This window comes from Streptomyces sp. NPDC048606 (genome assembly GCF_040650855.1).
Taxonomy (GTDB): domain Bacteria; phylum Actinomycetota; class Actinomycetes; order Streptomycetales; family Streptomycetaceae; genus Streptomyces.
This window is the reverse complement of the sequence record NZ_JBEZIB010000039.1, coordinates 25,763-43,163: the sequence shown is the minus strand read 5'-3', so window position 1 is coordinate 43,163 and position 17,401 is coordinate 25,763. Positions and strand designations below refer to the sequence as shown.

Sequence of the window (17,401 nt, the reverse complement as noted above, 5' to 3'; positions counted from 1 at the left end):
CATGAACAAGTCTCCCGACGCCACCCGCCGCAGCGACCGGTCCCGCCGCGCCATCCTCGACGCCGCCCTCGCCCTGGTCGGGGAGGTCGGCTACAACAAGCTGACCATCGAGGCGATCGCCGCCCGCGCGGGCGTGGGCAAGCAGACCATCTACCGGTGGTGGCCCTCGAAGGCGGCCGTGCTGCTCGACGCCTCGCTGGCGCTGGCCGGGGACGCCGAGACCGACGGCGGCTGGACGGGCTTCCCCGACACCGGGGACCTCGCCGCCGACCTGAAGACCGTGATGCGGGCCACCGTGGACGAGTTCGCCGACGAGAAGTACGCCGCCCCCGCGCGCGCCCTGACCGCCGCCGGGGCCACCGACCCGGAGCTCGGGGCACGGTTCACCGAACGGCTGCTGGAGCCGCAGCTCGCGCTCTACGAGGCCCGTCTGCGCACGGCGCGGGACGCCGGCCTCCTCGCGGCGGACGCGGATCTGCGTCTGGTGGTGGAGATGCTGGTGGGCCCCCTGACGTACCGGTGGCTGCTGCGGACCGGTCCGCTGACCCACGCGTTCGCGGACGCGCTCGTGGACGGCGTCCTGGCCGGCCTGAGCGGGGTGGGAAAAGTCACCGAGTCCCGATGAGACGGCGGGAAGACGGCGGGTGACCCCCGGGTGGCCGAGAACATATGGCCGAGTTCTTCGGTTATGTGGCGATCCGGAATCGGGTACCCCGATTGGGGGGTGCGGTCACCCGGGGCTCAGGATGGTGGGACCATGGAATCGTCTGCCGGGGCAACGGTGAGGTGAGGGGATAGATGGGGTCTGAGTCCGGCCGCGTCAAACGCGGCGAGCAGAGCAGGATTTCCCAGTGGCTGCGCCGCCGCTCGAAACCCGTCGCCGAAGACCCCGCCGGGCTGCGCGAGGCCCTCCTCCTTGAGGTGGCCGCCGCCGGCCTCCCGATCTCCCCCGCGGCCCATCCCGCCGGCTACCGATGTTCGTGCGACCGCATCGGCTGCCCCACCCCCGCGCGCCACCCCGTCTCCTTCGCCTGGCAGACGCAGTCGACCACCGACCGCGCGCAGATCGAACGCTGGGCGCGCAACCAGCCCCAGGCCAACTTCATCACCGCGACCGGCATGGTCCACGACGTCCTGGACGTCCCGCTGGAAGCCGGCCGCGCCGCGCTGGAACGCCTGCTGGCCGCCGGGATCGAGGTCGGACCCGTCGCCGAGTCCGGCGGTACGGGCGACCAGGCCCGGATGCTCTTCTTCACCGCGACCCGGGGCACCCCCGAGGACGAGGACGAGTGGTGGCCCTGCGAACTGGACTGCCACCCCGAGACGATGGACGAACACCCCGGCCTGCGCTGGCACTGCCGCGGCAGCTACGTCCTGCTCCCCCCGGCGATGCTGCCGGGCGACTTCGCGGTGAGCTGGCTGCGCGACATGCGCCACGCCCTCCCGGACCCGCTGACCCTGCTGGAAACCCTCACCGACGCCTGCGCCCGGTACGCGGGCAGCACGACCCAGACCCCGGCGGCGGTCGCCTGGCCCCTGGGCCGCTGACCCGGCTGCCGGGGGCGGGGATCCCCGGCGGCCCACCCGGCCCCGGGACCGGGAAGTCCGGGGCCCGAGCTCCGGGCCCAGGCTCCGGCCCCGCAGGCGCGGGGCCCGGGCCCCGGACCTCAGTGGATCTGCGACACCACCACGTCGAGGGACCACGGCTTGACGCCCCTGCCCGCCGGGGCCTCGGCCTCCACCAGGTAGCCCAGGTCCCGCAGGGCCGTCACCAGCTCCTCCGGGGTGCGCGGCACGGCCCCGGCGAGCAGCAGGTCCCGTACCAGACGGCCCTTCGTGGCCTTGTTGAAGTGGCTCACCACCGAGCGCTTCTCCACCCCGTCCACGATCTGCGCGTGCAGCACCCGCACCGTGGCCGTCCGCCCGGCGACCTCGCCCTTCGGCTTCCACGCCGCCCCGTACGCCGAGGACCGCAGGTCCAGCACCAGCCCGTCGCCCGCCGCCTCGGGCATCACCTCGGCCATCGGGCCCCGCCAGTACGCGCCCAGCGCGCCGAGCGCCGGCAGCTTGACCCCCATCGAGAGCCGGTACGAGGGGATCCGGTCCGTCACGCGCACCGCGCCCCACAGCCCGGAGAAGACCATCAGCGAACGGTCGGCCGCGGCCCGCGCCGGCGCGGGCAGCCCCGCCAGGTCCAGGGCGTCGTAGAGCACACCGGTGTAGATCTCCCCGGCGGCGCGGGCGGGAGCGGTCCGCAGCGCCGCGTTCTTCGCGACCTCCGCGCGCAGGCCCTCGCCGATGCCCAGCACCTCGCGCGCCTTCGTCTCGTCGGCCCCGCACAGCTCGACGAGTTCCGCGAGGACGGTCGCGCGCGCGTCCGTCAGACCCGGCAGGGACAGGGAGTCGAGCTCCAGCGGTGCGCCGGAGCCGCCGGCGGCCTTTCCCTCGGAGGGCGGCAGCAGCACGAGCACGGTGGTTCTCCTTCAACGCGGCGGTACACGGAGCGAGGGGTGCGGCCCCGTAGCCAGGGTAGACGGCGTGCCGCGCCCCGCCGGCCGCCCACCGCGCCGCAGCCCTCCCCACCGGGCACCGGGGGACCTTCCCGGCGAATCGCCCGGGGACGGCCTACGCTCGACCCATGCCACGCCGCCACATGCACATGACCGGCGCAGAAGGCGCTGCCCTGCGGTCCGCGCTGCGTGACCTGCGCACGCGCCTGGGCGTACCGCTCGACTTCCCGCCGGAGGTCCTCGCCGAGGCGGAGCGGGCGGCGGCCGCTCCCCGAACGCCCTCCGCGGACGCCACCGACCTGCCCCTGTTCACCATCGACCCGCCGGGCTCCGTCGACCTCGACCAGGCCATGCACCTGGCCGTGCGGCCCGGCGGCGGCTACCGCGTGCACTACGCCATCGCCGACGTCGCCGCGTTCGTCACCCCCGGCGGCCCCCTCGACCGCGAGGCGCACCGGCGGGTCACCACCCTCTACTTCCCCGACGGGAAGGTGCCCCTGCACCCGACCGTGCTCTCGGAGGACGCGGCCAGCCTGCTCCCGGACCGCACCCGTCCCGCGCTCCTGTGGCGGCTCGACCTCGACGCGGACGGCCGCGTCGAGGTCGCCGACGTCCGCCGGGCCCTGGTGCGCAGCCGGGCCCGGCTCGACTACGAGGGCGTCCAGAAGGCCATCGACACCGGTACCGCCGAGGAACCCCTGGCCCTCCTCAAGGACGTCGGCACCCTGCGCGAGGCCCTGGAGGCCGAACGCGGCGGCGTCTCCCTGGACGTCCCCGAGCAGGAGGTCGTCGAACGGGACGGCCACTACACCCTGGCCTACCGGGCCCCGCTCCCCGCCGACGGCTGGAACGCGCAGATCTCCCTGATGACCGGGATGGCCGCCGCCGACCTCATGCTCGCCTCGGGCACCGGCGTGCTGCGCACCCTGCCCGCCGCCCCCGACGGCGCGGTGGGCCGACTGCGGCGGGCGGCGAAGGCCCTGCGGATCGACTGGCCGCACCACGTCCCGTACGCGGCCCTCGTGCGCTCCCTGGACCCCCGGCTGCCGGCGCACGCCGCGTTCCTCCAGGAGTGCACCGCCCTGCTGCGCGGCGCCGGGTACACCGTGTTCACCGACGGCCGGCTCCCGGACCCGGCGCTGCACGCGGCGGTCGCGGCCCCGTACGCGCACTGCACGGCCCCGCTGCGGCGGCTCGTCGACCGCCACACCGGCGAACTGTGCCTGGCGGCGGTGGCGGGGACCGCGCCCCCGTCGTGGGTGACGTCGGCGTTGGAGGCGCTGCCGCGCGAGATGGCCGAGGGGACCCGGCTGGCCAACACGGTGGAGCGGGAGTGCGTGGACCTCGTCGAGGCGGCCCTGTTGCGGGACCACGTCGGCGAGACCTTCGAGGCGACGGTCATCGAGGTCAAGGAGCACGAGCCCCGCGTCGGCACCGTCCACCTGGAGGAGCCGGCGGTGGTCGGCCGCGTCGAGTCCGCCGGGGCCGACCTCCCGCTCGGCGACCGCGTCCGGGTCCGGCTGACCCACGCCGACCCGGGCACCGCGAAGATCCTTTTCGCCACGGTCTGACAGGCCTCAGCGGGCCGCGCTCGCGCGCAGCGCGTCGACCAGTGCGCGGGGGTCGTCCGCGTGGAAGCGGATCGTACGGGCCTCGGCGCGGGCGCCGAGCGGCCTGCGGAACTCCAGCGGCCCGGTGAGCTCCAGGGTCACCGTCGTCTGGCTGCCCACGATCAGGTCGAGCACCCCGTCCTCGGACAGGGTGACCAGGCGTCCCTCCGGGTAGCGGCGGTCCACCCGGACCGAGGCCACCGCCTGCGGCGGGACGGTCAGGTCGAACAGGGCGCCGTAGCGCACGCGCAGCGTCCCGTCGGGCCGCAGCACGTGCGGGCGGGTCACGCAGGCGGCGTGCAGGGCGAGGAGCAGCACCACCCCGTACACGTCGAGGACGAGCACCACGCGGTGGACGGCGGGCCAGGGGATCAGCACGGCCAGGGCGACCGTCTCGATCAGCGACACGAACACGAACCCGTACATCATGGCGGTCTGCGGTCCGGTGTAGGCGGCGGCGAGGTCCCCGGGCCGCACCCCGTGCGGGCGGCGGCGCAGCACCCAGCGGCCGAGGGAGGCGCCGGCCCGCAGCTCGTGCGCCAGCAGGCGGCGTACCGCCACCGGCACCACGGCCCGTACCGCCTCGGCGCGGGCGGCGGGCGGAGCGGCGCCCCGGGCGCGGGCGGCGGCGTACAGGGACCGCAGGGTCCAGGCCTCCAGCAGCAGCACGCCGAGCACCAGTGCCTCGGCGACGACGACCACCCGGCCGGGCGGCTCGATACCGGCGGCCAGGCACAGGACGAGGGCCAGTTCGCCCGGGATCACGGCGGCTGCCGCCCAGCGGGCCGCGCGCAGGGTGCTCACGCCGGGCCCCCGGTCGTGAACGCCTCCATCACCAGGGCGACGACCCGCGCCTGGGCGGGGGCGTAGTCGGCGAGCAGCGCCTCCTTGAACCCCTCGGCGGCCACCGGCGGGCCGGTGTCCGTGCGGAGCGCGGCGATGAGTTCGGCGGGGACGGCGGCCACCAGTTCGGCCGCCAGCGGGCCGATGCGGGGGTCGTCGACGGGGGCGTCGGCCAGCGCGTCGAGCCGTTCGTAGAGCGCGAGGACGGCGGGGTCGGCGGCGAGGGGTCCCAGCAGGGCGTAGAGCTCCTCGCCGGCGGCGCCGGTGGCGTCGAGGAGCGTCAGGTGCTCGCGGTCCTTCGCGGCGGACGGCGAGTCGGTGGGCGGGGCCTGGGCGAACAGGGCGGCGAGCGCGGGAGAGACGGGTTCGCCCTCCCCGGGCCCGGCGGCGAGCAGCACGGCGAGCCGGCGTCGGCGTTCGGCCAGCTCGGCCTGCTGCCGGGCGAGGTCGGCGTCGAGTTCCTCCAGTACGTCGGCCAGGTCGCGCCCCGCGTCCTCGGCGAGCACGTCGCGCACCTCGTCGAGGCTCAGGCCCAGCTCGGTCAGCCGGCGCACCCGGGCCAACAGGACGGCGTCGCGCACGCCGTAGGCCCGGTATCCGTTGGGGCGCCGCTCCGGTTCCGGGAGCAGCCCGACATGGTGGTAGTGCCGGATGGCCCGGGTGGTGAGCCCGACCAGCGCGGCGATCTCTCCGATCCGCATGCGCCCAGTAGAAACCCTGCCGCTGCGTCAAGGTCAAGCCGCCTCGGAGGGCCGGGTAGCATGGTCGGCACGACAGACGAGTCGGCCGGGCGGCCGCGTCGGGGTCCCCGGATCCCGCCGAGGAACGTCCGGGCTCCACAGGGCAGGGTGGTGGGTAACGCCCACCCGGGGTGACCCGCGGGACAGTGCCACAGAAAACAGACCGCCGGGGACCTCGGTCCTCGGTAAGGGTGAAACGGTGGTGTAAGAGACCACCAGCGCCTGAGGTGACTCAGGCGGCTAGGTAAACCCCACCCGGAGCAAGGTCAAGAGGATCCGTCCCCGGACGGGTCTGCGCGGACGATCGAGGGCTGCCCGCCCGAGTTCGCGGGTAGACCGCACGAGGCCGGTGGCAACGCCGGTCCTAGATGGATGGCCGTCTCCCCGGCGACCGCGAGGTCACCGGGTGACAGAACCCGGCGTACAGGCCGGCTCGTCTGCCGTACCGCCCCGGATCGACTCGCTCGGTCCGGGGCACTCGTGCATCACGGGCCCGATACCGAGGTGGGACATGGGCGTTCTGTTGGGGTTCCTGTTGGCGCTCGCGGTCGGCGGCACGGCGTGCGTGGTGTGGGCGGAGCGCGGGGGACCGCGCTGGGTCCGCGTCGTCGCGCGGATCACCCTGGCCGTGGGCTCCGTGGCGCGCGGCGCGGCGAAGTCGCGCCGCCGGGGCCTGGGCGGGGGTGGCCGCGACAGCGGCGGCGACGAGTGAGACGTGCCCGCGCGGCCCGGGGCGCGGTACCCCGGGCCGCGCGATCAGCGCAGGTGGGACGTGTCGTTGAGGAGGCGCAGCGAGGCGTTGCCGTCGGCGTAGTAGGCCACCGCCGACAGGGAGGCGGCCGAGAGCTCCATCTTGAACAGGGACTCCGGCGGGGCGCCGAGGGCGAGGCGGACCAGGGTCTTGACCGGGGTCACGTGCGTGACCAGCAGGACCGTGCGGCCCGCGTGCGCGGCGACCAGGCGGTCGCGGGTGGCGCCGACCCGGCGGGTGACGGCGGCGAAGCTCTCGCCGCCGCCCGTGGGGGCCGCCTTCGGGGAGTCCAGCCACGCCTGGAGGTCGTCGGGGAAGCGTTCCCGTACCTCGGCGAAGGTCAGTCCCTCCCAGGCGCCGAAGTCCGTCTCGCGCAGGCCCTCTTCGACGGTGACCGGCAGTCCGAGCCGGTCCGCGACGGCCTGGGCGGTCTCCCGGCAGCGGCGCAGCGGGGAGGTGACGACGGCCTGCACGGTGCCCCGTGCGGCCAGGGCCTCGGCGACGGCGGCGGCCTGGCGGCGGCCGGCCGGGGACAGCTCCGGGTCGGTGCCCCCGCTGCCGGAGAAGCGCTTCTGCGGGGTGAGGGCGGTCTCGCCGTGCCGCAGCAGCACGAACGTGGCGGGCGCCCCCATGTCGGGACCCCAGCCGGTGCCGCCGGCCGGGGCGGGCGCGCCGGAGGCCGCGTCGGAGGCGGGCACGGCGGCGGGCGCCGCGGTCTCCGTGAGGACGGCCGCGCCGGTGAACAGGGTGTCCGCGGCGGCCGGTTCGGCGGCGAGGCCGCGGGCGGCCCGCGCGTCGGCCCCGCGACCCGCGAGGGCGGCGCGGACGGCGGCGGCCCCGGCCGCGGCGTCCCCGGGCGGCCCGGCGGGGGCCGGCGGTCCGGCGGCGAGCGCGGCCGAGGAGGCCGACGGCTCCCACTGCCGGCCCTGGCGGCCCGCGTCCATCGCCTCGTTGGCGAGCCGGTCGGCGTGCTTGTTGCGCTCGCGCGGGATCCACTCGTAGGTGACCTGCGCGCGCGGGAGGATCTTCGCGGCCTCGGCCGCGAGCGGCTTCATGTCCGGGTGCTTGATCTTCCAGCGGCCCGACATCTGCTCGACGACCAGCTTGGAGTCCATGCGGACCTGGACGACGGCGTCCGCCGCCAGTTCGCGGGCGGCCGTGAGCCCGGCGATCAGACCCTTGTACTCGGCGACGTTGTTCGTCGCGACGCCGATGAACTCGGCGCGCTCCGCGAGCGTCTCGCCCGTGGCCGGGTCGAGGACGACCGCGCCGTAGCCGGCGGGCCCCGGGTTGCCCCGGGAGCCGCCGTCCGCCTCTACGACGAAGCGGGGCATCAGATGCCCGAGTCCGCCGCGCGGACCAGGATGCGGCCGCAGTTCTCGTGGCGGACGACCTGGTTGACGGCGGCGCCCTTGATCTCGTTGACCTCGGCCATGTCGAGCTCCAGGCGGCAGCCCTCGCAGCGGCGCTGGTACAGGCGCGCGGCGCCGACGCCGCCCTGCTTGGCGCGGATCTTCTCGTACAGGCCCATCAGGTCGGCGGGCATGGACGCGACGATGACCTCGCGGTCCTTGGCGATCTTCGCGGCCTCGGCGTCGAGTTCGCCGGTCGCGGCGTCGCGGCGGGAGGTGGCGTCGGCGAGCTTGGCCTCCAGCGCGGAGACGCGCCCGGTCAGCTCGGTGACCCGCTCCTGGGCGGACTCAAGGCGCTCCATGACCTCCAGGACCACGTCCTCCAGGTCGCCCTGCCGCTTGGCGAGGGAGACGACCTCGCTCTGGAGGTTCGCCAGGTCCCGGGCCGAGATGCCCACGCCGGTGTCCAGGCGCTGCTGGTCGCGGGCCGCGCGCTGACGCACCTGGTCGACGTCCTGCTCCGCCTTGGTCTGCTCGCGGGCCGCGTCGCTGGCCTGGGTCTGGGCGGCGACGAGGAGGTCGCGCTGCTGGGAGAGGTCCTTGGTCAGGGAGTCGACCTCGGCGTGCTCCGGCAGCGACTTGCGCTTGTGGGCGAGCTGAGACAGCCGGACGTCCAGGGCCTGGACGTCGAGGAGTCGGATCTGGTCGGCGGGCTCGGCGTTCAGTTGGGGGCTCCTGAGTGAGAAGGGGGAGTGACGGACGGCGCGTGCGCCGTCCAGGGGTCGGTGACCGTGCGCGAGACGTGGGTCCGCAGACCCCAGCCGTGGCGCTCGGAGATCGCGTCGAGCTGGGCGGCGGCCTGCTCGCACCAGGGCCATTCCGTGGCCCAGTGGGCGGCGTCGACGAGGGCGAGCGGGCTCTGCTCGCGGGCCTCGGACACCGGGTGGTGGCGCAGGTCCGCGGTGAGGAACGCGTCCACGCCGGCGGCACGGACCCGCTCGAAGAGGCTGTCGCCGGAGCCGCCGCTCACCGCGACCGTACGGATCAGGGCGTCGGGGTCGCCGGCCGCGCGGATGCCCTGCGCGGTGCGCGGCAGCCGGGCGGCGGCGCGGGCGGCGAACTCGCGCAGGGTCTCGGGGTGGTCCAGCTCGCAGATCCGGCCGAGGCCCCGGCGGCCCGCCGGGTCGGTGGGGTCGGGCACGAGGGGGCCGACCACCCGCAGGTCGAGGGCGCCGGCGAGGGCGTCGGAGACACCCGGGTCGGCCGTGTCGGCGTTGGTGTGGGCGACGTGCAGCGCGATGTCGTTCTTGATCAGCGTGTGCACGACGCGGCCCTTGAAGGTGCCCGCCTCCACGGTGGTGGTGCCGCGCAGGTAGAGGGGGTGGTGGGTGACGACCAGGTCGGCGCCCAGCTTCACGGCCTCGTCGACGACGTCCTGGACGGGGTCCACGGCGAACAGCACGCGGGAGACCTCGGCGTCGGGGTCGCCGCAGACGGTGCCGACGGCGTCCCACTGCTCGGCCCGCGAGGGGGGCCAGAGGGCGTCCAGCGCTGCGATCACTTCATTGAGACGGGGCACAGGCCAAGGCTACCGTCCGTGGCGACCGCCCGGCCTGCCCCCCGGCCGGCCCCCGGTCGGCCCCGGCCGGCCACCGCGCCCCGGTCCCGCGGCCCGGATCCGGGAGCGGACGGGCGAACGACCGTGCGAGCGGGGCGGCCCCGACCGGGGCCACATCCCAAACGCCCCGATATGCAACAGCACAATCGCGCGCTCCCCCACAGCCGAACCGCCGCGTGGCCACCCTTACGTGTGAAGCCTGTGAGGTCGTGTTGTTCGGCGGGAAGGGCGAAAACTAGCTTCCTCCCCGGAGGTGACGGCCCGGATGACTGTCTGTGCCACCGAGATCGAGACGACGACCACCGCCCCGTTCACGATCGCCGCCGACGGGGCCTACGCCGCGCGGCTGGCCGGGGTCGGCGACGCGCGCTACCCCGAGCGCTGGACGCTCGGCGGGCCGGAGCCGTACGCGGTGCCGCTGCCCTCGGCGCAGCCGGAGGAGTCGGACAGCGAGGTGCTGCCGCTCGCGGACGGTCGGGTGCTGATCCACCGCCGGGTGGCCGACCGGCACGCCTTCGCCCTGCTGTACCCCTCGGGCGGCGCGGCGGGCGGCCCGCGCACCGGGGAACGCCCGCTCGGCGGGATCGGGGCGCGCGAGGGACTGCGGGTCCGCCTGCTGCCGCCGTCCCCCGACGGGAGCGGGGCCCACGCCCTGACGGTGGAGGACGGGGGGAGCACCGTCTGGCGGGTCGCCGGCGGCCCCTCCGGCGCCGGCCCCGAACCGGTCGCCACCCTGCCCGGCCGCTGCTCCGGCGGGGTCTGGCTGGACCGTACGGGCCGTCTGCTGGCGCTGGACCACGAGCACGGGGGCCGCACGAAGGCCGTGGCCGTGGACCTGGACCGGGGCGGCGAGGTCACCCCGCTGCTCCAGATCGCCGAGGACAGCGACGACCGCCTGCTGCTGGCCGACCCCGACAGCGGACTGCTGATGATCCGCTCGAACGCCCCGGGTGAGGACCGGCTCGGCTGGGGCGTCCTCGGCAGCGCCCGCCCGGTGCGCTTCCCCGAGTGCCTGCGCATCGAGGACGCGCACCCCTTCGCCGTCCAGCCGGGCCAGGTGCTCATGCCGGAGACCTGCGGGGTCGCCCTGCGCGTGGGGGCGTCCGGGCTCGCCCTGTGGAGCCCCGCCGACCGGTACGTCTTCCGGCTCGGCGCGCCGGTCGGCTGGCTCGGCACCGGGCTGTGGAGCGCGGAGGGCCGCCTGCACCTCCCGTACTCCACCCCGGACGTGCCCTGCGGGCTCGTGGGCCTGAGCCGGCCCGCTGCGCCGCCCGCGGCGCCGCCCGCGCCGGTCCGCCCGGAACCCCCGGCCCCCGACCCGGTCCGCCCGGTCCCGTTGCAGCAGGCACCGCTGGGCTGAGCGGGGTCGCGGACCGGAACGGGCCGGGGGCCGGGCGGGGGGGCGGGCGGGGCGGGGTTCAGCCGCCGTGCCTGAGGCCCAGGACCTCGGCCGCCGCGAAGGTCTCGTTCGGGGGGCGGCCGTCGTAGTGGGCGCTGAGCACCTCGTCCAGCTCCTGGTACGAGAACGCCTCCTTCGTGGTGTCGAACTTGGCCGCCACCCTGGGACGCTCCATCACCACCACGATCCCGCCGTGGACCACGAACAGCTGCCCGTTGGCCTTGGCCGAGGCCGGCGAGGCCAGGTAGCCGACCAGCGGGGCCACGTGCTCGGGGGCGAGGGCGTCGAGCCGGCCCTCCTCGGGGACCTGGAACCCCGCGAAGACGTCCTCGGTCATCCGGGTGCGGGCGCGCGGGCAGATCGCGTTGGCCGTGACCCCGTACTTGGCCAGGGCCAGGGCGGTCGAGGTGGTCAGGCCGACGATGCCGCCCTTGGCCGCCGCGTAGTTGGGCTGGCCCGCGGAACCTCCGAGGAAGGCCTCCGAGGAGGTGTTCACGATCCGGCCGTAGACCGGGCCGCCCGCCGCCTTGGACCGTTCCCGCCAGTGCGCGGAGGCGAAGTGCGTGGTGTTGAAGTGACCCTTGAGGTGGACCCGGATCACCGAGTCCCACTCGTCCTCCGACATCGAGAAGACCATCCGGTCGCGCAGGATCCCCGCGTTGTTCACGAGGACGTCCAGCTTCCCGAAGCGGTCCACGGCCAGGGCGACCAGTTCCCGCGCCTGCTCGAAGTCGGCCACGTCGCCCAGGTGGGCCACCGCCTGCCCGCCCGCCGCGCGGATCTCCTCGGCGACGGCCTCGGCCGGGGCGGCCGAGGCCTCCCCCGAGCCGTCACGGCCGCTCTGGCCGAAGTCGTTGACGACCACGCTCGCGCCCAGCCGGGCGAGTTCGATCGCCTCCGCCCGGCCGAGACCGCGACCGGCTCCGGTCACGATGGCGCTGAGCCCCTCAAGTGGCAGTGACATGCTCGGCGTTCCTCTCGAAGCGGTCAGAGTTCGATGCAGGTGCGCAGGGCCGTGCCCGTACGCATCTGGTCGAGGGCGTCGTTGATCTCGGCGAGCGAGACCCGGTGGGTGATCAGGCCGGCGAGGTCCACCCGGCCGGCCCGCCACAGGGCGATGGTGCGCTCGTAGGAGCGGAGCACGTCCCCGCCGCCGTACATGGACGGCAGGATCTTCTTCTCGTCGAAGAACAGCGAGAACATGTTGATCGAGTAGTTGTCGTCGAGGGCGCCCGCGCCCACCACGACCACGGACCCGCCGCGCCGGGTCATCTCGTACGCGGTCTGCGTGGTCGCGGACTTCCCGACGACCTCGAAGACGTAGTCGAAGCCCTCGCCGGCGGTGATCCGGTTCTTGGCGTCGCCGAACGCGTCCGGCGCGACCGCCTCGGTGGCCCCGAAGCGCAGCGCCGCCTCGCGCCGGGAGGCGACGGGGTCGACGGCGACGATCTGGGCCGCGCCCTGCACCTTGGCGCCCTGGATGACGGAGATCCCGACGCCGCCGCAGCCGATGACCGCGACCGAGGAGCCGGCCTCCACCTTCGCGGTGTTGATGGCGGCGCCCAGTCCGGTGGTGACCCCGCAGCCGATCAGGGCGGCGATGTCGTACGGGAGGTCGTCGGGGATCGGAATGGCGCAGGACGCCGGTACGACCATCTCCTCGGCGAAGGTGCCCGTGCCCGCGAAGCCGAAGATGTCGCTCGACGCGCGACGGAAGTTGGGGGTGGCGACGTTCCCGAAGGCCTCCAGGCACAGGTGGCCCTGGCCGCGCCGGCAGGCGGGACAGTGGCCGCAGGGCGGCAGCCAGCAGACGAGGACCCGGTCGCCGATGGCGTGGCCGGTGACCCCGTCGCCCACGTCCACGATCTCCCCGGAGCCCTCGTGGCCCGGGATGAAGGGGGCGGGCTGCGGCAGTACGCCGCTCATCGCGGAGAGGTCGGAGTGGCACAGGCCGGTGGCCCTGACCCGGATCCTGACCTTGCCGGGGCCGAAGCCCACGGCCTCCATGTCCTCGACGACCTCCAGCTTGTCCTGACCTATCTCGCTCTGCAGTGCTGCGCGCACGGTGCGGCTCCTTGGGGTGGTCGGGCGGCGGGCGTTACGCGTGTGCGACGACGGTGTCCGCGAGGACCGGCGCGTCGTCGCGTTCGACGGCGGTGACCGAGACCAGGACGCGGCCGGGCTCCCGCCACATCCGCATCCGGAGCGTCTCGCCGGGGAAGACGATCCCGGCGAAGCGCGTGCGGTAGGAGCGGACCCGGGAGACGTCCCCGTCCAGGACGGTGTCGACGACGGCCTTGAGGGTCATCCCGTACGAGCACAGGCCGTGCAGGATGGGCCGGTCGAAGCCGGCGAGCTTGGCGAACTCGGGATCGGCGTGCAGGGGGTTCCAGTCGCCGGAGAGGCGGTAGAGGAGGGCCTGCTCGTCGCGGATGCGCCGCTCCTCGATCCGGTCCGGGGCGCGTTCGGGCAGTTCCTCGCGGGCGGACGGTCCGCGCTCGCCGCCGAAGCCGCCCTCCCCCCGGACGAAGATCTGCGCGTCGGAGGTCCACAGCGGCCCGTCGGCGTCCGCGACCTCGGAGCGCAGCACGATCACGGCCGCCTTGCCCTTGTCGTACACGGCGGCGACCTTGGAGGTGGTGGTGGCCCGCCCCCGGACGGGGATCGGCCGGTGCAGCGCGATGGTGTGCCCGCCGTGCAGGACGGCGGCGAGGTTGACGTCGATGCCGGGGGCGGCGAGCCCGCCCATCATGGCCATGCCGGCGCCGGCGACGGTCGCGAAGCTGGGGAGCACGTGGAGCTTGGACTCCAGGGTGTAGCGCAGCTCGTCGGGGTCGGTCGCGGGCAGGCCCGCGCCGAGGCCGAGGTGGTAGAGCTGGATGTCCTTGTGGTCCCAGCCGATCTCTCCCTGGCGGGGTTCGGCGGCGAGGGCCTTGGCGGCATCGATCGGCATGAGGACGCTGCTCCCTGTCTGGAACTCGGTGGAACCCGGGTCGGTGGAACCGGACCGCGTACGGAGCGGGCCCGCGGGTCGCGGGCACGGTCCTGGGAAGACCCCGGCGCGGTCGTCCGCACCGTCGGCCGCGCCGAGGTCGTCCACGGGGTCGGTTCTAGAACGCGTTCTAGGGCCGACCGAAGGCCATGTATAACGCACCCCCCAGCAGTTGGGAAGACTCCTGACCGCACGTCAGATCACTGTCGGCCGTGGCGCGTTGCGGGACGGGCGGGCCTCCGCCGGCTAGCCTGCCGGCATGGACGAAATGCCCGTGACGCACCGGACCTCCCGATCCCTGCGCGTGCTGCTGGTGCCGCCGAACCCGGCGCTGGCGCTGCGCCTCGGGCTCCAGCCGGACATCGAGGTGATCGCGTCGACCCTGGCCAGGCCGGAGGTGGCCCTGGTGGAGGAACCGGAGGCGGTGGCGGGGCTGCTGGCCGAGGAGCCGGAGTGCCGGGTGCTGGTCATGGCCGGCTGGGCCCGGCCGGGCCTGTGGGAGGAGGCCTCGGCGGCGGGCGCCTCGGGGCTGGTGCTGCGGGACGGCCCGGTGGAGGAACTGGCCGACTGCCTGCGGCGGGCCTCCATGGGCGAGACGGTGGTGGACCCCGCGTTGACCGGACCCGCGCGCCGTACGCACGGGAGCCCTCCGCCGGAGATCGGCGGAGGGCTCCCGTAGAAGGCGGAGGGCTCCCGTAGGACTCGGACCGGCGCGGCGACCGGGCCCGGTCAGAGCGTCCAGTCGTCCACGGTCCGCGACGGGTCCAGCACCACCGGGAGCTTCTCCAGCCCCCGGAAGGCGGGGAAGGGGCCCTTGAGCCAGTCCCCCTCCTGCGACGACGGCAGGGCCAGGACCATGTCCGGGAAGCGGTCGAGCAGGGCCGTCAGGCAGATCTCCAGCTCCAGGCGGGCCAGCGGGGCGCCCAGGCAGTAGTGGGAGCCGTAGCCGAATCCGAGGTGGGTGCTCTGGAGGTGCTCGCGCGTCACGTCGAGGGTGTCCGGCGCGGGGAACTTCTCCGGGTCCCGGTTCGCGGCGGCGATCGCGATCTGCACGAGCGCCCCCTTCGGGATGGTGGTCCCGCCGATCTCCAGGTCCTCCAGCGCGTACCGGAAGGTGGAGGTCTCCACGGAGCCCTCGAACCGCAGGAGTTCCTCGATGGCCTGCGGGAGGAGTTCCCGGTCCTCCTGGATCGCCCGGAGCTGTTCCGGGTGGGTGAGCAGGTTGTAGACGCAGTTCCCGATCTGCAGGGTGGTCGTCTTGTGGCCCGCGAAGAGCAGCACCCACATCATCGAGACGAGTTCCTCGTCGGTGAGCGGGCCGTCCTCGTGTTCCGATTCCACGAGCAGGCTCAGGAAATCGTCCGTGGGCCGCTCACGGGTGAGCTCGATGTGGCGCTTGAAGTAATCCCACAGCCAGTGCTCGGCCTCGGCGAGATCGGCCTTCAGTTCCCGGCTGAAACGGGACCGCGTCACGACGGAGAACCATTGCAGGACCTCGACGCGTTCCTGACCGACGATGCCCAGCAGCTCGCAGATGACCATGACGGGCAGCGGCAGGGCGAAGGAGCTCATCAGGTCGACGGGCTCGTCGGTCGGGCAGCGGTCCAGGAACTCCTGGGCGAGTTCCTGGATGTGCGGGCGCAGCTCCTTGACGTGGCGCGGGGTGAAGGCGTTCTTGGCGATCTGGCGCAGCCGGGTGTGCCGGGGCGGGTCCGCGAAGAGGAGGTTGTCGTCGAGGGCCTCGCAGGCGTCGCCGAACAGGGCGTGGTAGAGGTCGATGGCCTCGTGCATGTCCTTGCCGATCCGCGGATCGGCGAAGGCGGCGTGGGCTTCCTCGTACCCCGTGATGAGGTACGTGTCCACGCCGTGGCCGGGGGTGAGGCGGACCACGGGGGCCTGCTCGCGCAGGGTCCGGTAGACCGGATAGGGGCACGTACGGAATTCGGGTGGGCTCGTCGTCGCCGCCGCCATCGCCTCGCGGAGCGCGGGATCGTCGCTCACCGCCACTGCCCGTTCAGTCGTCACGTGCGCGCCTCCAGGTCATGCGGAATCGAACCGTCGCCACCTTTCCCGGGGTGGGAGAGGGACGAAACCGCATTGACCCGTTCGGAGGCGAAAGCTCCCTCGGGGGAATTCCCGGGCGGGTGGTGCGGCGGGGGGCCGTCCTAGGGTGGCGGGGATTCCCTCCTTTCCGCGAAGGAAATCTCCGACGGCGGCCCGACGAAAAGGAATGCGCGCATGCCGGATTACGGTGCGAGCGGTGTCACCACCGGTGGGGCGGCCCGACCGGCCGCCCCCCTCGAAGCGGCCGGGGTCGCCGGGGCGGTCGGGGGTGACGACGGCAGCGGGGCGGTGATCGACGTCCACCACCACTTCTGCGCCCCGGCCTGGCGGACGTGGGCCGAGCGGGAGGGGTTGGTCCACCCGCGGGCGCTGCCCCCGTGGGCGTCCTGGGACGCGTCGAGCGCCCTGGCGGTGATGGACGGGGCGGGGATCGCCACCGCCGTGCTCAAGCCGATGCTGCCGGCGCGGTACGCGGACCCGGCGCAGCTGCGGGAGGCGATCAGGGTCACCCTGGAGGCGGCCGCGGAGGTGGTCGAGGCGCATCCGGGGCGGTTCGCCTTCCACGCGCCGCTGTTCCTGGAGGACCCCGGGGTCTCCTCGTGGGCGCTGCGGTACGGGTTGGACGAGCTGGGCGCGGTCGGGGTGAACGTGACGGCGAACCACGGCGGCGTCTACCTCGGGGACCCCTCGTACGACGGGATCTTCGCCGAACTGGACGAGCGGTCGGCGGTGGTGGACACCCACCCCCACAACCTCCCGACCCCACCCCCGCCGGCCGGCCGACCGGGAGGAGCCCCGGGGGCCCCGGGCGGCCCGGGGACGCACGCGGGGCCCGGAGGGCCGGGCGGAACCGGCGGAACCGGCGGGCCCGGAAGGCCGGGCGGACCGGGCGGACCGGGCGGACCGGGAGGGCCGGGGAGCCGACCGGGAGGAGCCCCGGGCGGGCAGGGCGGGCCGGGAAGGCCGGGTGAAGCCGGCGGGCCGGGAGGGCCCGGCGGGCCCGGCGTGCTCGGCGGAGCTCTCGGGGGGCCCGGGGCCACCGTGCCCGGGGTGCCGAACTTCCTCTGCGACTTCCTGCTGGACACCACGCGGGCCGCCGCCAACATGATCCGTACCCGGACCCTGGACCGCTTCCCGAACCTGTCGGTGATCCTCCCCCACGGCGGCGGGTTCCTGCCGCAGATCGCGACCCGGATGGAGGCCTTCGCCCACGCCTTCGACCCCCCGGTCGACCCGGCGGCCGTACGGGACCACCTGCGCCGCTTCTACTACGACACCGCCGGCCCGCTCTCCCCCGCGGGCACGCTGATGGCGGTGGTCTCCCCCGACCGGATCCTGTTCGGCAGCGACTGGCCCGCCTGCCCGGCCGGCGTGGTCACGGACCTCGCGGTGCCCGCCCTGGCCGCCGACCCCGCCTTCACGGTGGAGCAGCGGCGCGGCGTCAACCGGGACAACGCCCTGCGGCTGATGCCGGGCCTCGCCCGCGTCCGAACCGCCTGAGCGACCCCGCCACCCCGCCGGC

Annotated in this window: 17 protein-coding genes and 1 other RNA gene; 8 read left to right on the top strand and 10 right to left on the bottom strand. The window is 74.8% G+C overall.

Annotation, left to right across the window (positions count from 1 at the left end):
* Window position 1 precedes the first annotated feature (1 nt).
* Window positions 2-625, top strand: coding sequence for a TetR/AcrR family transcriptional regulator (locus AB0D01_RS32730; RefSeq protein WP_363061680.1), 624 nt, complete (start codon window positions 2-4; stop codon window positions 623-625).
* 173 nt (window positions 626-798) lie between these two features.
* Entirely contained in the window at window positions 799-1,548 is a 750-nt protein-coding gene (locus tag AB0D01_RS32725) for a bifunctional DNA primase/polymerase (RefSeq protein WP_363061678.1), read from the top strand.
* Window positions 1,549-1,667: 119 nt separating this feature from the next.
* Here AB0D01_RS32725 and yaaA read toward each other — a convergent pair whose 3' ends face one another.
* The gene (yaaA, locus tag AB0D01_RS32720) at window positions 1,668-2,471 is read right to left on the bottom strand and encodes a peroxide stress protein YaaA (RefSeq protein WP_363061677.1); all 804 of its coding nucleotides are present in this window, start codon (window positions 2,469-2,471) and stop codon (window positions 1,668-1,670) included.
* A 167-nt stretch (window positions 2,472-2,638) separates the two neighbouring features.
* Between yaaA and AB0D01_RS32715 the strand changes: the two genes are divergently transcribed.
* Complete coding sequence (locus tag AB0D01_RS32715; RefSeq protein WP_363061675.1) at window positions 2,639-4,081, top strand: RNB domain-containing ribonuclease; 1,443 nt, start codon at window positions 2,639-2,641, stop codon at window positions 4,079-4,081.
* A gap of 6 nt (window positions 4,082-4,087) precedes the next feature.
* Here the strand turns inward: AB0D01_RS32715 and AB0D01_RS32710 are convergent, their stop codons facing one another.
* Window positions 4,088-4,924, bottom strand: coding sequence for a hypothetical protein (locus AB0D01_RS32710; RefSeq protein WP_363061673.1), 837 nt, complete (start codon window positions 4,922-4,924; stop codon window positions 4,088-4,090).
* On the bottom strand, window positions 4,921-5,664 hold the full coding sequence (locus tag AB0D01_RS32705; protein ID WP_363061671.1) for a MerR family transcriptional regulator: 744 nt from the start codon (window positions 5,662-5,664) through the stop codon (window positions 4,921-4,923). The genes AB0D01_RS32710 and AB0D01_RS32705 overlap by 4 nt, the downstream gene beginning before the upstream one ends.
* A gap of 77 nt (window positions 5,665-5,741) precedes the next feature.
* On the opposite strand from AB0D01_RS32705, the gene rnpB reads away from it, so the two are divergent.
* An RNA gene (rnpB, locus tag AB0D01_RS32700) (RNase P RNA component class A) lies at window positions 5,742-6,143 on the top strand.
* Window positions 6,144-6,214: 71 nt separating this feature from the next.
* Window positions 6,215-6,415 carry a hypothetical protein gene (locus tag AB0D01_RS32695; protein WP_363061669.1) on the top strand — a complete coding sequence of 67 codons (201 nt, stop codon included), beginning with the start codon at window positions 6,215-6,217 and terminating at the stop codon, window positions 6,413-6,415.
* A 44-nt stretch (window positions 6,416-6,459) separates the two neighbouring features.
* Here AB0D01_RS32695 and AB0D01_RS32690 read toward each other — a convergent pair whose 3' ends face one another.
* The 3 genes from AB0D01_RS32690 to AB0D01_RS32680 are packed head-to-tail and all read right to left on the bottom strand — an operon-like array spanning window position 6,460 to window position 9,385.
* Window positions 6,460-7,788 (bottom strand): bifunctional RNase H/acid phosphatase, encoded by a 1,329-nt coding sequence (locus AB0D01_RS32690; RefSeq protein ID WP_363061667.1) that lies wholly within the window; start codon window positions 7,786-7,788, stop codon window positions 6,460-6,462.
* On the bottom strand, window positions 7,788-8,531 hold the full coding sequence (locus AB0D01_RS32685) for a C4-type zinc ribbon domain-containing protein (RefSeq protein WP_363061756.1): 744 nt from the start codon (window positions 8,529-8,531) through the stop codon (window positions 7,788-7,790). Before AB0D01_RS32685 ends, AB0D01_RS32690 begins: the two co-directional genes overlap by 1 nt.
* Window positions 8,528-9,385, bottom strand: a complete 858-nt coding sequence (locus AB0D01_RS32680) for a Nif3-like dinuclear metal center hexameric protein (protein ID WP_363061665.1) — start codon at window positions 9,383-9,385, stop codon at window positions 8,528-8,530. The genes AB0D01_RS32685 and AB0D01_RS32680 overlap by 4 nt, the downstream gene beginning before the upstream one ends.
* Window positions 9,386-9,689: 304 nt before the next feature.
* Here AB0D01_RS32680 and AB0D01_RS32675 point away from each other — a divergent pair, with 304 nt between their 5' ends.
* Window positions 9,690-10,784 (top strand): hypothetical protein, encoded by a 1,095-nt coding sequence (locus AB0D01_RS32675; protein WP_363061663.1) that lies wholly within the window; start codon window positions 9,690-9,692, stop codon window positions 10,782-10,784.
* 58 nt (window positions 10,785-10,842) lie between these two features.
* Here AB0D01_RS32675 and AB0D01_RS32670 read toward each other — a convergent pair whose 3' ends face one another.
* Genes AB0D01_RS32670 through AB0D01_RS32660 form a run of 3 tightly spaced genes read right to left on the bottom strand, consistent with a single transcriptional unit; the run spans window position 10,843 to window position 13,776 of the window.
* Window positions 10,843-11,787, bottom strand: coding sequence for a 3-oxoacyl-ACP reductase (locus tag AB0D01_RS32670; RefSeq protein WP_363061661.1), 945 nt, complete (start codon window positions 11,785-11,787; stop codon window positions 10,843-10,845).
* Window positions 11,788-11,810: 23 nt separating this feature from the next.
* Window positions 11,811-12,887, bottom strand: coding sequence for a Zn-dependent alcohol dehydrogenase (locus tag AB0D01_RS32665; protein WP_363061659.1), 1,077 nt, complete (start codon window positions 12,885-12,887; stop codon window positions 11,811-11,813).
* 34 nt (window positions 12,888-12,921) lie between these two features.
* The gene (locus AB0D01_RS32660) at window positions 12,922-13,776 is read right to left on the bottom strand and encodes a MaoC/PaaZ C-terminal domain-containing protein (protein WP_363061657.1); all 855 of its coding nucleotides are present in this window, start codon (window positions 13,774-13,776) and stop codon (window positions 12,922-12,924) included.
* A 298-nt stretch (window positions 13,777-14,074) separates the two neighbouring features.
* Here AB0D01_RS32660 and AB0D01_RS32655 point away from each other — a divergent pair, with 298 nt between their 5' ends.
* The gene (locus tag AB0D01_RS32655; protein ID WP_363061655.1) at window positions 14,075-14,494 is read left to right on the top strand and encodes a DNA-binding response regulator; all 420 of its coding nucleotides are present in this window, start codon (window positions 14,075-14,077) and stop codon (window positions 14,492-14,494) included.
* A 50-nt stretch (window positions 14,495-14,544) separates the two neighbouring features.
* Here AB0D01_RS32655 and AB0D01_RS32650 read toward each other — a convergent pair whose 3' ends face one another.
* Window positions 14,545-15,786, bottom strand: a complete 1,242-nt coding sequence (locus tag AB0D01_RS32650; RefSeq protein ID WP_363061754.1) for a cytochrome P450 — start codon at window positions 15,784-15,786, stop codon at window positions 14,545-14,547.
* 267 nt (window positions 15,787-16,053) lie between these two features.
* On the opposite strand from AB0D01_RS32650, the gene AB0D01_RS32645 reads away from it, so the two are divergent.
* A complete protein-coding gene (locus tag AB0D01_RS32645; protein WP_363061653.1) occupies window positions 16,054-17,379 on the top strand; it encodes an amidohydrolase family protein in 1,326 nt (441 codons plus the stop codon).
* Window positions 17,380-17,401 lie beyond the last annotated feature (22 nt).